Below are 15,451 nucleotides of genomic sequence, written 5' to 3' on the forward strand. Positions count from 1 at the left end.
TATTATGTGCCTTCCGCGAAGCTGGTGATGATATACGTACCACTCTTAGGATCCCGCCTCAGCTCGATGATATTGTGTTTGACAGCGTCCTCTAACAGCTTGGAAAAGGTACTGTATCCGTAGTACCCTTCGTTAAAGGAGGGCCGCTTGCGGATCATCGTCTGTTTGACCATTGACCCCCAGAGCACCTCTTTGTTCTCCCGCATGAGAGCCTGGATAGAGTCGCTCAGGAGTTCGAATACCTCCACCTTCTTCTCAGGCAGGCCGGCGAGGACGGGTGGCTTCTTGGGGGAGCGAATCAGGTCTTCGTAGTAGATGAATTCGTCGCAGTTGTCCACCAGCAGCTCCGAGACCGAATTCTTAACGCCGAGACCGATGACCTCCTTATTATTCTCTCGCAATTTGGAGACCAGAGGCGAAAAATCGCTATCACCAGAGACGATGACAAAGGTGTTCAGGTGCTCCTTGGACCACGCCAGGTCCATCGCATCCACCGCCAGCCGGATATCAGCACTATTCTTGCCGCTGATTCGCTTCTGCGGGATGTCGATCAGCTCGATAGCCGCTTCGTGGAGGTGCCGTTTGTACTCAGCGTAGCGTCCCCAGTCGGCGTAGGCACGCTTGACCATAATCGTTCCCTTCTCCACGAGCCGCTCAAGCACAAGGCCGATCTCGAACTGCTTCTTGGCCTGTTTGATACCAATCGCGATGTTCTCAAAGTCGATGAAGAGGGCGAGTCTCTTCTCTTCGTTCATTGAACCCCTTTCTGCTTGACGCCCTTCAGGCGACGCCGATGGCATGACGGATGAGCCGCATTTCCGGCCGCAGTACCCCCTTGGCTCAAGATAAGCCTAAACATGCCACCCGTAGCCTGTCAACAGGTTTAATCGGACTGAGTCTCTGCTTGGGAGATACCGCTCCCTTCCTCAGCCCAGTTCTTCTACCGTCACCTACCCTCGCCGGATCATTTCTTCTCATTTCTGATGGGAAGCCGCCACGGTTGTACCGGCCCATCGCTCCACCACCATGGCGGCAAGGCCTTGCCGACTTGAGCGGCTGGCGATGAACCACGACACTGCGAGCACAATGTAGCCGATGGCATAGAGGTGGCGGGAAATGGGATCCGTGAAGAACAGTTGAGTGATAAAGAGAACGAAGATGAGACCAGCCTCTGTCAGAGAGAACGAAAGATTTACCAGCACGGCAATCGCGAAGAGGGATTGGGCCGCTGTCAGAAATATCTCCTCGGTCTGCCTGGCATCCAGGTGCATCGCCCCAAGATGGCCGGCAGAAAGGTTGTAGGCAAGCGGGAGCGTGCCGATCAGGAGGGTCCATTGATTGACCTTGGAAGACAGTAGCGTGCCCATGCTAGCCCCTGGGTTCCCACGAAGCGCGAAGACGATCGCCACGATGAACTCGGGCGACTCGGAGGCCAGCGGCGCCAGCCACTGCACCAGGAGAAACTCCTCAATAGCGAATATCCGGCCGGTAGCCAAAAGGCTCTCGGCGAAGGGCTCGGCCGCTAGAAAGATGCCGAGCCCGGCATAGACGAACATCGCGATGGTAGCCAACCGACGATAGTTCGGCTGTAGTTGCATCAGCAGTTCCCCGACCCCTCCATCCAGTTCTGGTTCGACGACCTGTGCCTTCGAGACGGAAATCATGTACGACACGAAAATCGCCACCAGGATTAACGAGTCGAGCGCCGAGAGGGTTCCTTTCAGTGGGATGATGAAGCTATAGATGGTGGCGAGCACAAGATGAAAGAGTTCGATGTAGCGAGATCGGTCAAGGACGACCTGCCGATGTCGGGTCTTAAGCCAGAATGTCACGACAACAGAGGCCCACCCAACGCCGATCAGTAGGCGATTTGCGCCGGTCATGTTGGCAGTGGCGTAAGGGATGTAAGTCGGGTCCTTGCCGGCAGACCAGGCAAAGTAGATGTCCACCGCATATTCCGGGAGCACGGCAACCAGCGCGAGGAAGGCAAGCGCGAGCGCCTGCGGGATATCGACTTGTGCCACCTCGGCCGCCCAGGAGAGGAGGAACGCGGCCCCAAAGATGGCCAATCCGGCGCCCACCATCTCCCATTGAGGTGGCAGGTGAACGTCGAAGAGCCGGATGCCTATCCACTGCAAGGGCAAAAGGATGGCGGCGATCAACCGCAGATTTACGCTCATAGCCAAGGTCCCGTTTGGCTTCCCGCACCTGTCTTCCAAGGACTCATCCGACTTCCTGGTCCCCTGCTATGTCTCGCTTTTGCCGCTGCCGCCGATAATGATCGAGCTTGATCCATCTGAAGAGCGGCTCGCGATACAGGTAGAGCAGCAGACACGCTATAGACAGGAAGAAGACAAAGGCAAAGAGGCTGCCATAGTGAGCGGTCCGGACTTGCCTTCCCTGCATGGACAGGAGCCAGGTACCGGGGATACGGCCCACGGTGGTGAGTAGGAAGAAGGCACCGAACGACAGGGGGCTGGCACCAAGAATGTAGCACAGGACGTCCTTCGGGAAACCAGGGATAAGAAAGAGGAGGAAGGTGATCAACTTGCCCTGGGTCCGCGTGAGAAAGAAGAACATCTCGTAGGTCTTGGGTGTAACGAATCGGCGAGCGAAATGGTGTCCCAGCCAACGACCTAGGCCGAAGGCGAGGCAGGAGCCGATGGTTAAGCCGATGGTGGAATAGATGAGACCTGCACGCGTCCCGAAGAGATACCCGCCGATGATGCCAGTCGCCTCACCGGGGATCGGCGAGACTATGACCTGAAGAGCCTGGAGCCCGATGAAAACGAGAGGTCCCCACGGTCCGGCCTGTTCGACGTACCGAGCTAAAACCTGTTCGTTGGTGTAGGGAGCAATCCACTCCCAGTACCCTCCCAGGTCGAGCCACTCGCCCCACAGGGTATAGGCGTATGCCAGGCCGGCCACGGCCATGAGGACCGTGGCAATCATCACGGTTTTCTTCATCGACGAACGTTGCTCGATCGACTTGGCCCACCAGGCCGTGAGTATAGCTCACCACAGAGCCCAGCCAATGAACGCGCTGAAAATGAACTACCCCACAGCAAGCTACGGGGTATCGTCTTCTGTTCTGACCCGTCATTCCGTGCTTGACACGGAATCCAGTCGGGCCCTCTGGATACCGGCTTCCGCCGGTATGACGAACTCGCGGCAAGCCGCAGGGTATCAACCCTCAACGGAATGAAACGGCAAGGTGTGGAGTTTGACTTGGAATGATTAGGGTGCAGTATCGTCATATCTCGTCACTCTCTTACCTGCTAAGCCACGTTACTGTCAAGAAAAATTCGTCCAACCTGTATGACGGCAGACTGGCGTCGGCCTCTTCGGCTCAGAACGATGGACTCGCCACCTTGACATTGCGGGACCAGCGGCTTATCCTATCGTACACGGCTGGACCGAACCAGCTTGAGCCGATGAGCGTGACCAGCGAAGGCGTACTGTTATCGGTCGTCTTCTGGTGAGGCCGGTCGAAAAGGAGGTAGCATTTGTGCCAATCTACGAATACGAGTGCGAGGTCTGTAATCACAGGTTCGAGGTAATCCAAAAGATCTCTGACAAACCGGTCAAAAAGTGCGTGTTGTGCCAGGGGAAAGTCTACAAGGTTTTCTCCGCCCCCGGCCTGCTCTTTAAGGGATCGGGGTGGTATGTGACCGATTACGCCAATCCAGAGCGGAAAAAGGCCGTAGAGGCAGATAAAAAAGCAGCTTCGGCCGATAGTGGAAGCGTAAAAGCCGTGAGCAAGGAGTCGAAGAAGAGCGAAACCCCCTAACTTGGCCTGAACGGCCGGCCTCAGGCGCGACGAAGCAGACGAGGAGTCACCTGCGCGTTCATCCGGGTGCGTTATCCTGCACAGCGTCGATAAACTCCAATGGAGGTATGGACTTGAGTTCCCCCTCCGCCTCCAGCAATGTGAAAAAAAGGCGGAGCCCCTCCAGATGCCGTGGAGTCAGATCGAAGGAGAGGCGCTCCTTCAGGTAGGTTGCACAAGCGTCTCGGTTCAGCCTGACCCGTTGACAGACTGCCTCGCAGATCTCATCAAGCCGAGCGAGGCTGTAGCGCTTGGAGCAGAGCAGGGCGCGATGGAGCCGATGCGTCTCATCCCGATGATCGCGATAAAAGTCTCGGCGGACCGCCCAGACGGCAAAGACAAACGGCAGACCCGTCAATTCCTTCCATCCCTGACCTAAATCAAGGGTGAAGGGAAGTTGTCCCCTCGCCCGAAGCGCCGGATCACCGATCATCAAGACCCCAGCAACATCTTCCGAGAGTGAGTCGGTTGTCTCTGCCCCGGCCGGCAGAAACCGAGGCCTCACCCCAAACGCCTTCGCAAGCAGGAGCTTTACCAGGAAGACCGATGTGAGGGAATCCCTGCTCAGGCGGACCGGTTTCCCATCGAGGTCGCATGGCTTCACCCGGCTCAAGAGCAGAACACTTTCAGTCGGGCCATCCGAACCTATCGCCAGGTCCGGGAGGATCAGATATCTGTCCGAATGGCACGCATACTCAATGGCGGAGATGACTGACAGATCAAGATCCCCCGCCCGGAGCATACCGTTCAGCTCGGCAGGAGTCCCCTCAACGATCCGGCATTCTGCCGGGATCGCGCCCTGCTCGATCCCGTAATAGACCGGCTCACAATTGATATATGCCACCTTGCCCAGTGCCGGCTTCACCGCTCCGCCCCCTCGCGTTGATACACGATCTTCCCTTCCACCATGCTCAAAACGACTAACCCATCCGAGGCCTGGCTGAGAAGCGATCCATACGGGTCGGCATCGTCGAGGCGATCGATGGCCAGGGCAGTAAGGTCAGCCCGCTTACCGGGCGTAAGCGACCCGATGGCCCCGGCCATCCCGAGTACCGCGGCCCCGCCGAGCGTTGCCATTGTCACAAGCTGCTGCGCCGTGACCGCCCCGCCATAGAGGCGATGCGCAAATCGCATCTCGTCCCAGAGGCTCAGCGTCTCATTGCTGGCCAGTGAATCGGTCCCCAGGCCGACTCGAAGTCCGGACGCCAGGTACCGGGGGAGGGGAGCAGTTCCCACGTTGAGATAGTCATTACTTCTGGGACACATGGCCAGTGCCACCCCTCGCTGTTTCAGCAACTCGAGATCAGATCCCCCCACATGCACCCCGTGCACAGCCAGTAACTGCTCCGAGAGTAGGCCGGCTCGGTCGAGAAGCGCGACCGGGCTTTCGCCGCAGACTCGATGGGATGGCGAATGCCGACCCACGGCTGGCAGCAGCTCACTAGCGATCGGCCCGATCCCGAGCCCGATATACGTCACCTCCTCGGGAGATTCGGCCAAGTGAATTGTCGCCGGGAGGCGCCGTCGCCGCAACAGTTCGGCACAGCGCAGCAGAAGCGGCTCTGACAGGCTGTACGGCGCGTGTGGTGACAGGCCGACCGACAACAGACTTCCGCTCGCTTGGAGCTGAAGCGACTGAAGGGCCTTCTCGGCAGCGTCGATCCGTTCCGTGGCCTGCTCAGGGTCAAGTCCCAGGATCTCCTGAAAGATGATACCCCTGAGCCCCGCTGCCTTGAGAGGGGCTACGCTTCTGCCGGACGTAGTAATGTCGGCTACACAGGTGACGCCGCTTCGGAGCAGAGCCGTGGTACCCAGGCGAGCCGACGTCGCAAAGAACGCGCCATCCAACTCGGAGCGGAGATTGAGCAGGGTGGTTGCCCATTCGGTAAACGATCTGCCAAAAGGAAGGCGGCCGTGCAGCCCGGTCAGCTCCAGGTGGGTGTGAGCATTGACCAGGCCGGGGAGGAGGACTGCGCCCCCCAGGTCGTCGTGAGGTTCTGTCGCGAAATCCCTTATGAGTGCAGACGCCTTGCCCACCGCGCAGATGACCCCATCGCGAATCAGGAGGCCACCGTCTAAAAGGGGAGGGCTGGAAATGGGGAGCAGGAAACGAGCGGTCAGGATCACGGTAGTCTTTTCAGGTGTCAGCTATCAGCTGTGAGCTGACCGCTGAAGGCTGCACTGCTGTCGTCTGATCGCCTCGGCCTGATCAAGCTCCGGTGGAGTATTGACGTTCATGAACCCGAGGAGATGAGGGTCCACCGCCCTGATCGCCGGCTCCTCGATGATTTTCACCTTGGCCTTCGGGAAGAACCGGGCAATCTTCAGCACGCCACCGTCGATGGCCTCTTTAATGAGCGGGAGGCACGACTTCGCGTACACGGCATGAAGCGGCTGTAACTCGCCTCCCACACGTGGGACTACTACATCCCAGCCTTCGGCCTCGCGGATCAAGAGCTTGATCAGGTCGGCGTTAAGGAAAGGCATATCACAGGCAACGAAGAAACACGCAGGATGACTAGCAGCACTCAGCCCGGTATAGATCCCGCCGAGAGATCCGGAGTCGGGGATCAGGTCCGGGATGACCTTGACACCGAGGTACGCATAGAGCGGAGGGTCATTGGCAATAATCAGGACCTCCGGGAAGAGCGCCCTCAGGCAGTCCACCGTCGCCTCGATCAGCCGTTTGCCCCCGAATTCGATACAGGCCTTATTGAACCCCATCCGAGAGGACTTACCGCCCGCCAGCACAATACCCGTCACCTTTAGGCTTCGTCCTCTACTTCCGCCGGCTCTTCCAGGACATCGAGATCGGTCACCTCCAATTTCTCTACCTCCTCGCCCGATCCGGCGAAATGCTCCGCTGGGGTCTCATCCAACTCGGCTCCCTCCTTTTCCTCTTCTTCCTTATCGACGATCTCCTCGTCGCCAAGGGCGTCCCCAACGGAGAGGCTTCGGAACCAGGTAGCCCCAGCCTCTGGACCAACCAGCTCCACTGCCTTCGCACCCTCTACGGGCTTCATGTCATAGGCTAGCCTCCCGGCGCCTATTTCCTCCAGAGCGATATACGGCGACTTACTGCTCTTCGGGGTGATCAGGTACTCGGCGCCGTGCATCAACTGCTTCGCGCGCTTGGCGGCGATGATCACCAGGCGATACTTGCTATCCACGTGCGTCAGAAGTTGTTCCAAAGGGAAAAGCGGCATGTCCAAGACCCTCCCTACCTCAGTCGATTCCCACATCCAGAAAGGAGAGATCTACTCGATCTCTTCGGGCTCGCTCGGCAGTGATAATGCAGCATAGTTGCTTAACGGTCTCTTCGAAGATATCGTTCACGACAATGTACTGGTAATGCCGGTAGTGCTGCAGCTCTTCTCTGGCCATGGCCAGGCGCCGACGGATCTCCTCCTCCGAATCAGTCCGCCGCTGCCGCAGCCTGGTTTCCAGCATATCGAAGGTGGGGGGAACGACAAAAACAAATACCCCCGTTCGGTAGTCCTGTCTAAGCTTGGCTGCCCCCTGCGTGTCGATGTCAAGGATGACATCAAGACCTTCCGCGAACTGTTTCTCCAGCAGCGGACGGCTGGTTCCATAGAGATGGCCATGCACGTAAGCCCACTCTGCGAATTCGCCCGCCTCGATCATCCTTCGGAAGGTAGGCTCGTTCACGAAGTGATAGTCGCGTCCGTCCTGCTCGTCAGGCCTGGGCGCACGGGTAGTATAAGAGACAGAGTGAATCAGCCGGGGCAACAGCCGTGCGGCCTCATGGCACAAGGAGGTCTTCCCAGCCCCGGAGGGGGCCGACACGACCACTACCAACCGATGCCGATTCATTCTGCTCGCAAGTCCTTACTCATTCGATCGGAAAGCGCATCGGCTTCGACTCGCTGGGCTATCGTCTCGGTCTGGATGGCCGACAGCAGGACGTGGTCGCTATCGGTCACGATAATAGACCGGGTACGCCTACCGTTGGTTGCGTCAACCAGCTTGCCGGCCCGCTTGGCCTCGTCCTTTAACCGCTTCATTGGAGCCGAACCGGGATCGACGATGGCGATGACCCTGGCTACCGCCACCATATTTCCGAACCCTACGTTCAGCAGCTTTGCGGCCAAGGCGGTTTGTCCCTTCTTACTCGTCTTACTCGACGTTCTGGACCTGCTCCCGGAGCTGCTCCAGAATGCTTTTTAATGTTATCACATCGTGCGAGGTCTTGGCATCGTTCGCCTTAGCGCCGATGGTGTTGGCCTCGCGCTGCATCTCTTGCAAGAGGAACTCCATCCGTCGGCCATGCGGACCCTTTTGCTGGATGAGATCCCGGAACTGCCCGAGGTGGCTTGTGACCCGCGTGGTCTCTTCCGCGATATCAGAACGCTCAGCCAGGATTGCGACCTCCTGTTCCAGTCGGCCAGGGTCCACCGATTTCCCATCCAGTAAGCGCTGGAGCCGAAGCTCCAGGCGACTCTTGTAGCTTTGCACCACTTCCGGCGCGCGGGCGGCGATCGTCGCCAAGGTCTCATCGACTTGCTCCAGGCGGCCGAGCAGGTCGGCCTTAAGCGCCCCTCCCTCTTCCCGCCGCATCTCAGCCAGGGCGTTCATCGCCCCTTCAAGGGCAATCTTGACCGCTGACCAATCAGCATCCGCCGCCCTCGGTTCCTCTCCTTCCAGACCGAACAGGTCTGATTGGGAAAGTAGTAGTTCCAGCGTCACCTCTCCCGCGAGACCGAGTTCTGACTGAAGCGTCTTGACGGCGTCAAGATACGCGTGGGCCAACGGACGATTGAGGTGCAGTTTGCAGGATCGCTCACCCGTCAACTCCTCAAGCACCGTCACGTCAAACCGCCCTCGTGCGAAGCGTCCCTGCAGGATCTTTTGGACCTGCAACTCCAGGGCGCCAAGCCGCTTTGGAAGCCGGGCACGAGTCTCCAGGTAACGATGGTTGACCGACTGCAGTTCGCATGCGTATCGTCTCGAGGAGGTGACACACTCCCCTTGCCCAAACCCGGTCATACTGTTCAGCATCTCATCATGGCCTCGATAATATTGACATGAGTGTTGCCACTACCTGGATAGGTGGACGCGAAGGGGGGCCGCACGGAGATCCCTAAAAATGATAGTTTAGCGATCACCGGCGGTTTTGTCAAATCAAATCCTCGACTCAAGGTAACCATTCAGTGAGAGGGGGGAAATCATTAAATAAAATGTGGTATATTTTTATAAAATCCCCCTTAATCCCCCTTTGTCAAAGGGGGAAACGGGTAGTCCCACTCTTGCCGAAAGAGTCGCGCTGTCTGACCTCGTGGTATACAATGCAACCAGAATAAGGAGGAGCGATGGTCGAGTGGAAGCGGCAGCGAATCGAGGGGACCTATCGGCCCGGCGAAGGGCACGAGGCGAAACACGGCAGCCTCAGCGAAACGCTCCTGCGCCTCATACGGGAAGAGCCGCTACGCGAGCGGACTGTTCTGGATGTCGGGTGTGGGACTGGGCGCTTGAGCTTTGCCCTGGCAGAAGAGGCCGGCCGGATCATCGGGATCGACTGGTCGGATCAGGTAATCCAGGAGGCAGGGCAGCATGCCCGTACCCTTGGCCTTGACCATATCACGTTTATGTGCGGCGACGCCGAGCGGATCGAGTATCGCGAGCTTGGTCCGATCGATCTGGTGGTCGCCCACCTCTGCATGTCCGACGAGATCATTCGACGAGCAGCCGCAGTCCTGGCGCCTGGCTGCTGCATCGCCTTTTCGACCCTTCACCGAGACCAGTGGAAGGAGAGTGGCAGGAGTTCCCGATTCGCCTACGGAGAACAGGATGTCGAAACGGCGCTCACAGCATCGGGATTCGACCCCATCTATCTCGAAGCCGAGCACGAGGTACTGTCCTTTGCCGCCGCGGCTGACGCCCTGGCCTACATGGAAGCCTTAGATCTCATCGGAAAATGGAAGACCGATAGCCGCTGGGAGGGGTTTCTCGCCTATCTGGAGCGCGGCGGGAGAGAGCTGACGATCAGGGCCCGGGTGACTGTGAAAGCGCGCAGGCGGTAAGTGCCTGCTCGATCTCCGCTTTGACGTCGGGATCGGTCTCGCAGTCAAGCGCTTCGGTCAACGCTGCACGCGCCTGCGCTGTCCCGATTCGGCCTAAGGCCCAGGCGACATGGCCCCGGACCAGCGATTCCGGATCGGAGAGGAGCTTCGCCAGACCCGAAACCGAGTCCGCGGAGCCCAGGTTGCCAAGCGCCACTGCCACGTTTCGTAGAACACCCCGTCGTTTTGAACGCCGGATAGGGCTTCCCTTGAACCGCAAACGAAACTGTTCTTCGTTGAGCGCAAGGAGAGGGATCAACTCCGGCGCATGAAGGCCCTCACGGGGCTGAAAAGTGGGCTCCTTCGAGGGCGCGATGTTGATATTATACGGACAGACCTCCTGGCAGATATCACAGCCAAAGATGTGATTGCCGATCAGCGGCCGTATCTGTGCCGGAATGCTGCCTTTCGACTCTATCGTCAGGTACGAGATACAGCGACGAGCGTCCAGTCGATGTGGGCCGACAAAGGCATCAGTTGGACAGGCCTTGAGACATAGATCGCACGAGCCGCACCGGTCCCCGATCGGTCCGTCCGGTGGCAGTTCGAGGCTCAGGAACAGCTCGCCCAGGAAAAAATACGAGCCGTGCTTTGGGGAGATGAGCAGCGTATTCTTACCGATCCACCCGATTCCCGCCAGACCAGCGAACCCCTTCTCCAGCACCGGCCCGGTATCGACGTAGACCTTACCCTGAACCTCCTCGCCGACAGTGTGTCGAATCCAGCCGAACAGCGCGTCAAGTCGGCTCTCCAGGATCGTGTGATAGTCCTCTCCCCACGCATAGCGGGAAATCCATCCCCTGGGTACGCCCGTCGGGTGTGTCTCGCGCGAAAAGGGGGTGTAGTAGCTCATGGCGACAGAGACCACCGAGCGCGCCCAGGGAAGCCACGTCTCCGGGTGGCGTCGGGCCTGCTCCGTACGCGTCAGATAGGCCATCTCGCCACCGTACCCCTCTTGTAGCCAGTCGGCGAATGATTGTTCATGGGGAGGGTCGCCGACCGGCGAGATCCCGACCAGATCGAGGTCCAGACGGCCGGCCTCCTCTTTAATCGCCTGAGCCAACCGCTCAGGGCTCCGCACGACCACGTCGCGATCCTTCCGCTTTGCCCCCATGGGCGCTTACCGTTCCACAATGCCTTGTCGCGCTCGTCACGGTTCCGCCTTCTCACCCAGCAGCGCCTGAAAATGAACCGCATCCTCAGCCATCAAGAGATTATTGAACAGGCAGTAGGTGGGGAGATCCCTCTTGCACGCCGTCTTCAGTCGCTCAAGGTCCTGATCGGTGTGGACGTACCGGTAGCCGGTGAGACCGTGCATCCTGTAGTAGCAGATCGCGCCATGAAGCGATGGCTCCTTGAGCGGATCGACCACGTGGATCAGCTCCAACTCGCGGCATAGCCCCAGAATCACATCCGCCGCCCAGGCGCCGCGTAGCTCCCAGGCAGCGTGCCAGCCGGTGCGGTCGATGTTGGTGAAGAAATGGCGCAGGTTCGCGATGTGTTCGGACGTCGGCGTGAAGCTCGGCGGGCACTGAAAGACGATGATCGAGGCGCCCAGGGCTGTCGCAAATGCCCGCGTCTGGGCCCAGGCTTCGAGGACTTCCTCCGTAGGCCGGAATGCCCCGTAGTACTCTTTCCGTTCAGGCGGGATCGGTTTGGCGAGGCGGCGATAGGTCGGGCTTGAAGGCTCGTGGGTAATGAGCTGCCATGCCTTCATCGTAAACTCGAACCCGGTCGGCGCCCCGGCTCGCCACCGTACCCCCGTGCTGACCCGCGGAAGCTTGTAAAAGGTTTGCTGGATCTCAACAACCGGGAAGGAGTTGTAGTACTCCTGCCGGCCCATGGCGAAGCCACAGGTCCCGACCTTGGTCCGGCCCGCGAAAGGATCAGCAGTGCCGCCCTGGTATGTACGCTTCATAACTGTATGTTACACCCATCCAGCAACTTCCCCCTTTACGAAAGGGGGATTGAGGGGGTTTTACCGATCGTTCAAAAACCCCCTTACCCCCTTTGCTAAAGGGGGAGGCAAGCTATTTTATGCTCTGAGTAATAAGTTACAATATCGGGCGCGATGCCACCCTGACTTGCGCTATCGAATCGTCCCTTCATCAAATGGGGTATCTTCGGATGGAGAAGAGGACGACTGCGGCCGGGGGATCCTCGCGCCCATCCACATTCGCAAGGCGGAAAGGCCGGATACGAAGAAAGCCGAGCTGACGACCAGGTATTCGGTGGTCAGCCAATGCACTACCCAGGGCGTCCCAGGCGAGGGGCTGACCAACAGCCACTGCACCGCCTTGATGAGGAGCAGCAGAAAGGCCCCCCATGCGATGGCTGTTACGAGCAGCCAGTACCGCGGCTCAGGTGTCCGCCGGTGAGCCCAACGCAGCAGTGCGGCCAGCAGGAGTGATGCGATGGGTATAAACCACAGAAGCGGCTCGTACGGTACAGGACGGCCTCGGAGTGCCCGGCCGAGGCAGAGTTCCAGGCCCGCAACCGAGATGACGCGATGGACCCCGTATGGACCGGCGACTACCCATGGCAGAAAGAAGAGTCCAAAGGGGATTACCCCCACCCACGGTAGATTGGCCCAGCGTAGAGGAGGAACAGGTGGGGTTGGCAGGGTGGCGAACGCCCCACCGCACTGCCAGCACGCGCTGGCTCCCGGTACTCTACGCGCACCACAGGCCGGACAGGCGCCACTCGTGTGAGTGCTCAACGATGGCCGCGCATCACTCATCGGAAGATCCACCTCCCCACACAACTATACTGCGAAGGCCAAGGCTCTGCTGTCAAGAAGAAAAGACTTGCACTGTAGACCCATACGGGATATTCTTTTTGCATATCGAATCGACATACCTTAGTGGAGGCGACCCATGGGAGCCATTTCCCTCAAACTTCCCGATGACCTGCTGGTGGCCAGCAGCCAGTGCGCCGAAGCCCTCAAGCTGCCGCGGGCGAAGTATATCCGGTACGCAATTGAGCGAATGAATCGTGATACGCGCGAGGGGCTACGCGCCAAGCGCCTGGCCGAGGTCTCCCGGAAGGTCCGGAAAGAGAGCATGCGGGTCAATGCCGAGTTTGCCGCCGTCGAGCGGGACCCTGATGCCTAACCGGGGTGAAATCTGGCTGGCAGACTTAGACCCTCGACGCGGTACTGAGCCCGGCAAAACGCGCCCCGTCCTGATCATCCAATCGCAAGCCCTCCTCGATGCCACCCATCCGTCAACAGTCATTATTCCGCTGACCACCAACACGGTTGATGACGCTGAACCGCTCCGGATTCGCGTCCCTGCTTCTGGCAGGATGCGCCGCGACTCCGATCTACTGATCGACCAGCTTCGGGCGATTGACAATCGTCGCCTCACCAAGGGTCCGATGACCTGCCTCTCCAACGCTCTGATGGCGAAGGTGGCCGATGCAATCCGGGAGATCCTAGACCTCGTCGAGGAGTGAGACCGGCCGTTCAAGACCTTCAAAGCCTTCAGTCTTCAGCCTTCAGTCTATCTACCTAAGTAGTTACCATCAGACTGGATATTCGGTCCCATTCCGCCGTCAATTCCGCCACCCTTCGCTTGGCCTGAGTATGCGCATCCAGCATTTCAAGGCATCGTGCCTTATTCTGGTATATCTCCGGGTCGGCGAGAGCCTGGGAGAGATCATGCAGGATCTTCTCGGCTTCGGCCACCTCCTCCTCGATTTTGGACAGGGACGATTGGAGGGGGCTTGATGTCCGGTGCGTCCGATTGCGCGCCTCGGCCTCGGCCCGTTTCTGCTCCTTCGTCTTCCGTTCCCTCGAACGTCCCTCCTTCACCTCGGACCCCTGTGCCAGGGCGACAGGGGTGTCGGGAGAAGAGCGAAGCTTAGTCCCGGCATCCAGGTCCGTGGAACCGGGTCCGGCCTGGACGCTACCGGCGGCCTCTTCCGCCATCAGTTGCTTTTTATAGAGGTAGTAATCGTAATCCCCGGCATACGACGTGGCCTCTCCATCCCGAACGTCGATGATCCTGTTGGCCACAGCCCGGATAAAATGCCGGTCATGGGTGATGAAGCAGATCGTCCCGGAAAAGTCGCGTAGCGCCTCTTCCAGAACGTCGCGGGAGGGGATGTCCAGGTGGTTCGTCGGCTCGTCCAACAGAAGAAGGTTGGCCGGACGGATCAACATCTTGGCCAGAGCCAATCGGCTCTTCTCTCCGCCGGATAGGACGGCGACCTTTTTCTTTACGTCATCCCCGGAAAAGAGAAACCGTCCCAGAATCGCCCGCAGGAAGGACGACTCTTCCATGGGGGCAGCTAATGTAATCTCGTCAAGGACCGTGTTGGCGGGTTCCAAAAGATCCAACTGGTGCTGGGCATAATAGGCGAGTGTCACGTTGTGGCCCAGTTTCCGTTCGCCCTTCTCGAACGGCAGGACTCCGACCAGAAGTTTGAGAAGGGTGGATTTTCCCGCCCCATTGGGGCCTGTCAGGGCCACCCGTTCCCCACGGCGAAGCTCAACATTCAGGGCGCGGTAGATAGGATTATCGTCATAGGACTTGTCTATATCGATCAGCCGGATGACCGTCTCTCCGCTCCGTGGAGGCTCCGGAAATGAGAACCGGACCCGTTTCTGCTGGGGGGCCAGTTCCGCCTTGTCCATCTTCTCCAGCAGCTTGATCCGGCTCTGGACCTGGCGGGCCTTGGTGGCCTTAGACCGGAAACGGTCGATGAAGGCCTGAGTCTCTTCAATCTTTTTCTGCTGGTTCTTCACTGTGGACTCTAAGATCTGCTGGGCCTCGGCCTTGGCCACCACGAACCGGTCGTAGTTTCCGGTGTAGGCAATCAGTTGTTGTTGTTCCACTTCCACCACCCGGTTGGCCAAACGATTCATGAAATTCCGATCGTGGGAGATGAGCAGGATCGCGCCGGCATATCCGGATAGGAACTTCTCCAGCCAGACGACCGACTCCAAATCCAGATGGTTCGTAGGTTCGTCCAACAGGAGCGCGTCCGGAGATGAGAGGAGGATCTGGGCCAACGAGGCGCGCATCCGCTGGCCCCCGGAGAAATTCTCCAGAGGCCTGGAAAGGTGCTTCTCCTTGAAACCGAGGCCGAAGAGGATCTCCTTTGCCCTGGCTTCCACGGAATATCCGCCGAGCTGTTCGTACTTGGTCTGGAGTTCACCGTAATGGGCTAACAGCTCGTCTACTACCCCCGGTGGGGCCGTGGCGATCTCCTCCTCCAGAAGGCGGAGATGGCGCTCGATAGACGACGCCTCCGAGCCGCCGGCCAGAACCTCTTCAAGCAGGGACTTACCCTGATGGGTCTCCAGCTCCTGGGTCAGGTAGCCGATGACGGCCTTTTTGTTGATCGTGATCACTCCGCTGTCGGGAGCAATATTCCCCGCGATCATTTCCAGGAGGGTCGTCTTCCCCGCCCCGTTAGGCCCGACCAGCGCGACCCGGTCCTCAAGCCCGATCCGAAGAGAGACTTCCTTGAACAGCACACGGCTGCCGAAGTGCTTTGACACCTGTTGAATTGAGATCATATGGCCAGTATAGGG

At 58.9% G+C, this 15,451-nt stretch carries 19 protein-coding genes; 5 read left to right on the plus strand and 14 right to left on the minus strand.

What is annotated here, in order from left to right; all coding sequences use genetic code 11:
• Window positions 1–2 precede the first annotated feature (2 nt).
• The 3 genes from CLG94_RS10775 to CLG94_RS10785 form a co-directional block, all read right to left on the minus strand.
• Window positions 3–755 carry an NYN domain-containing protein gene (locus CLG94_RS10775; RefSeq protein WP_107563426.1) on the minus strand — a complete coding sequence of 251 codons (753 nt, stop codon included), beginning with the start codon at window positions 753–755 and terminating at the stop codon, window positions 3–5.
• A gap of 219 nt (window positions 756–974) precedes the next feature.
• Entirely contained in the window at window positions 975–2,180 is a 1,206-nt protein-coding gene (locus tag CLG94_RS10780; RefSeq protein WP_107563428.1) for a sodium/calcium exchanger protein, read from the minus strand.
• Between the two features lie 43 nt (window positions 2,181–2,223).
• The gene (locus tag CLG94_RS10785; protein WP_107563430.1) at window positions 2,224–2,967 is read right to left on the minus strand and encodes a TVP38/TMEM64 family protein; all 744 of its coding nucleotides are present in this window, start codon (window positions 2,965–2,967) and stop codon (window positions 2,224–2,226) included.
• A 266-nt stretch (window positions 2,968–3,233) separates the two neighbouring features.
• Here CLG94_RS10785 and CLG94_RS10790 point away from each other — a divergent pair, with 266 nt between their 5' ends.
• Together CLG94_RS10790 and CLG94_RS10795 are read left to right on the plus strand one after the other, a co-directional pair.
• Window positions 3,234–3,482 (plus strand): hypothetical protein, encoded by a 249-nt coding sequence (locus CLG94_RS10790; RefSeq protein WP_107563432.1) that lies wholly within the window; start codon window positions 3,234–3,236, stop codon window positions 3,480–3,482.
• Window positions 3,483–3,508: 26 nt separating this feature from the next.
• Entirely contained in the window at window positions 3,509–3,790 is a 282-nt protein-coding gene (locus tag CLG94_RS10795; protein WP_107563434.1) for an FmdB family zinc ribbon protein, read from the plus strand.
• 58 nt (window positions 3,791–3,848) lie between these two features.
• On the opposite strand, the gene CLG94_RS10800 is transcribed toward CLG94_RS10795, so the two are convergent.
• Genes CLG94_RS10800 through CLG94_RS10830 form a run of 7 tightly spaced genes read right to left on the minus strand, consistent with a single transcriptional unit; the run spans window position 3,849 to window position 8,848 of the window.
• The gene (locus CLG94_RS10800; RefSeq protein ID WP_161954145.1) at window positions 3,849–4,694 is read right to left on the minus strand and encodes a menaquinone biosynthetic enzyme MqnA/MqnD family protein; all 846 of its coding nucleotides are present in this window, start codon (window positions 4,692–4,694) and stop codon (window positions 3,849–3,851) included.
• Window positions 4,691–5,956, minus strand: a complete 1,266-nt coding sequence (locus CLG94_RS10805) for an amidohydrolase family protein (RefSeq protein ID WP_161954146.1) — start codon at window positions 5,954–5,956, stop codon at window positions 4,691–4,693. Before CLG94_RS10805 ends, CLG94_RS10800 begins: the two co-directional genes overlap by 4 nt.
• 24 nt (window positions 5,957–5,980) lie before the next feature.
• Window positions 5,981–6,592: a molybdenum cofactor guanylyltransferase gene (gene mobA / locus CLG94_RS10810; RefSeq protein ID WP_107563438.1), complete on the minus strand. Its 612-nt coding sequence runs from the start codon at window positions 6,590–6,592 to the stop codon at window positions 5,981–5,983.
• A 2-nt stretch (window positions 6,593–6,594) separates the two neighbouring features.
• Entirely contained in the window at window positions 6,595–7,035 is a 441-nt protein-coding gene (gene rpoZ, locus CLG94_RS10815; RefSeq protein WP_107563582.1) for a DNA-directed RNA polymerase subunit omega, read from the minus strand.
• A 19-nt stretch (window positions 7,036–7,054) separates the two neighbouring features.
• On the minus strand, window positions 7,055–7,663 hold the full coding sequence (gene gmk, locus CLG94_RS10820; protein WP_107563440.1) for a guanylate kinase: 609 nt from the start codon (window positions 7,661–7,663) through the stop codon (window positions 7,055–7,057).
• Window positions 7,660–7,941: a DUF370 domain-containing protein gene (locus tag CLG94_RS10825; protein ID WP_107563442.1), complete on the minus strand. Its 282-nt coding sequence runs from the start codon at window positions 7,939–7,941 to the stop codon at window positions 7,660–7,662. The genes gmk and CLG94_RS10825 overlap by 4 nt, the downstream gene beginning before the upstream one ends.
• A gap of 25 nt (window positions 7,942–7,966) precedes the next feature.
• Window positions 7,967–8,848 (minus strand): YicC/YloC family endoribonuclease, encoded by an 882-nt coding sequence (locus tag CLG94_RS10830; RefSeq protein ID WP_107563444.1) that lies wholly within the window; start codon window positions 8,846–8,848, stop codon window positions 7,967–7,969.
• Window positions 8,849–9,159: 311 nt separating this feature from the next.
• Here CLG94_RS10830 and CLG94_RS10835 point away from each other — a divergent pair, with 311 nt between their 5' ends.
• On the plus strand, window positions 9,160–9,870 hold the full coding sequence (locus CLG94_RS10835; RefSeq protein ID WP_107563446.1) for a class I SAM-dependent methyltransferase: 711 nt from the start codon (window positions 9,160–9,162) through the stop codon (window positions 9,868–9,870).
• On the opposite strand, the gene queG is transcribed toward CLG94_RS10835, so the two are convergent.
• The 3 genes from queG to CLG94_RS10850 all read right to left on the minus strand — a co-directional run bounded on the left by queG (window position 9,833) and on the right by CLG94_RS10850 (window position 12,649).
• The gene (queG, locus tag CLG94_RS10840) at window positions 9,833–11,023 is read right to left on the minus strand and encodes a tRNA epoxyqueuosine(34) reductase QueG (protein ID WP_107563448.1); all 1,191 of its coding nucleotides are present in this window, start codon (window positions 11,021–11,023) and stop codon (window positions 9,833–9,835) included. The two genes, CLG94_RS10835 and queG, sit on opposite strands and share 38 nt — an antisense overlap.
• A gap of 36 nt (window positions 11,024–11,059) precedes the next feature.
• Window positions 11,060–11,827: a DUF72 domain-containing protein gene (locus CLG94_RS10845; protein WP_107563450.1), complete on the minus strand. Its 768-nt coding sequence runs from the start codon at window positions 11,825–11,827 to the stop codon at window positions 11,060–11,062.
• A 171-nt stretch (window positions 11,828–11,998) separates the two neighbouring features.
• Window positions 11,999–12,649, minus strand: a complete 651-nt coding sequence (locus CLG94_RS10850) for a hypothetical protein (protein WP_133174705.1) — start codon at window positions 12,647–12,649, stop codon at window positions 11,999–12,001.
• A 136-nt stretch (window positions 12,650–12,785) separates the two neighbouring features.
• Here CLG94_RS10850 and CLG94_RS10855 point away from each other — a divergent pair, with 136 nt between their 5' ends.
• Both CLG94_RS10855 and CLG94_RS10860 read left to right on the plus strand, forming a co-directional pair.
• Complete coding sequence (locus tag CLG94_RS10855) at window positions 12,786–13,022, plus strand: CopG family transcriptional regulator (RefSeq protein WP_107563454.1); 237 nt, start codon at window positions 12,786–12,788, stop codon at window positions 13,020–13,022.
• On the plus strand, window positions 13,015–13,365 hold the full coding sequence (locus tag CLG94_RS10860) for a type II toxin-antitoxin system PemK/MazF family toxin (RefSeq protein WP_107563456.1): 351 nt from the start codon (window positions 13,015–13,017) through the stop codon (window positions 13,363–13,365). Before CLG94_RS10855 ends, CLG94_RS10860 begins: the two co-directional genes overlap by 8 nt.
• A gap of 55 nt (window positions 13,366–13,420) precedes the next feature.
• Here the strand turns inward: CLG94_RS10860 and CLG94_RS10865 are convergent, their stop codons facing one another.
• Window positions 13,421–15,418 (minus strand): ABC-F family ATP-binding cassette domain-containing protein, encoded by a 1,998-nt coding sequence (locus tag CLG94_RS10865; RefSeq protein WP_161954147.1) that lies wholly within the window; start codon window positions 15,416–15,418, stop codon window positions 13,421–13,423.
• Window positions 15,419–15,451: the final 33 nt, after the last annotated feature.

Source organism: Candidatus Methylomirabilis limnetica, assembly GCF_003044035.1.
GTDB lineage: Bacteria > Methylomirabilota > Methylomirabilia > Methylomirabilales > Methylomirabilaceae > Methylomirabilis > Methylomirabilis limnetica.

Excerpts from the sequence above, each read along its gene's own strand:
- CLG94_RS10785 (WP_107563430.1), bottom strand. The coding sequence starts at position 2,967 with ATGAAGAAAACCGTGATGATTGCCACGGTCCTCATGGCCGTGGCCGGC.
- CLG94_RS10845 (WP_107563450.1), bottom strand. The coding sequence starts at position 11,827 with ATGAAGCGTACATACCAGGGCGGCACTGCTGATCCTTTCGCGGGCCGG.
- CLG94_RS10850 (WP_133174705.1), bottom strand. The coding sequence starts at position 12,649 with ATGAGTGATGCGCGGCCATCGTTGAGCACTCACACGAGTGGCGCCTGT.
- rpoZ (WP_107563582.1), bottom strand. The coding sequence starts at position 7,035 with ATGCCGCTTTTCCCTTTGGAACAACTTCTGACGCACGTGGATAGCAAG.
- CLG94_RS10790 (WP_107563432.1), top strand. The coding sequence starts at position 3,234 with ATGATTAGGGTGCAGTATCGTCATATCTCGTCACTCTCTTACCTGCTA.
- gmk (WP_107563440.1), bottom strand. The coding sequence starts at position 7,663 with ATGAATCGGCATCGGTTGGTAGTGGTCGTGTCGGCCCCCTCCGGGGCT.
- CLG94_RS10855 (WP_107563454.1), top strand. The coding sequence starts at position 12,786 with ATGGGAGCCATTTCCCTCAAACTTCCCGATGACCTGCTGGTGGCCAGC.
- CLG94_RS10835 (WP_107563446.1), top strand. The coding sequence starts at position 9,160 with ATGGTCGAGTGGAAGCGGCAGCGAATCGAGGGGACCTATCGGCCCGGC.
- CLG94_RS10830 (WP_107563444.1), bottom strand. The coding sequence starts at position 8,848 with ATGCTGAACAGTATGACCGGGTTTGGGCAAGGGGAGTGTGTCACCTCC.
- CLG94_RS10860 (WP_107563456.1), top strand. The coding sequence starts at position 13,015 with ATGCCTAACCGGGGTGAAATCTGGCTGGCAGACTTAGACCCTCGACGC.
- queG (WP_107563448.1), bottom strand. The coding sequence starts at position 11,023 with ATGGGGGCAAAGCGGAAGGATCGCGACGTGGTCGTGCGGAGCCCTGAG.
- CLG94_RS10780 (WP_107563428.1), bottom strand. The coding sequence starts at position 2,180 with ATGAGCGTAAATCTGCGGTTGATCGCCGCCATCCTTTTGCCCTTGCAG.
- CLG94_RS10775 (WP_107563426.1), bottom strand. The coding sequence starts at position 755 with ATGAACGAAGAGAAGAGACTCGCCCTCTTCATCGACTTTGAGAACATC.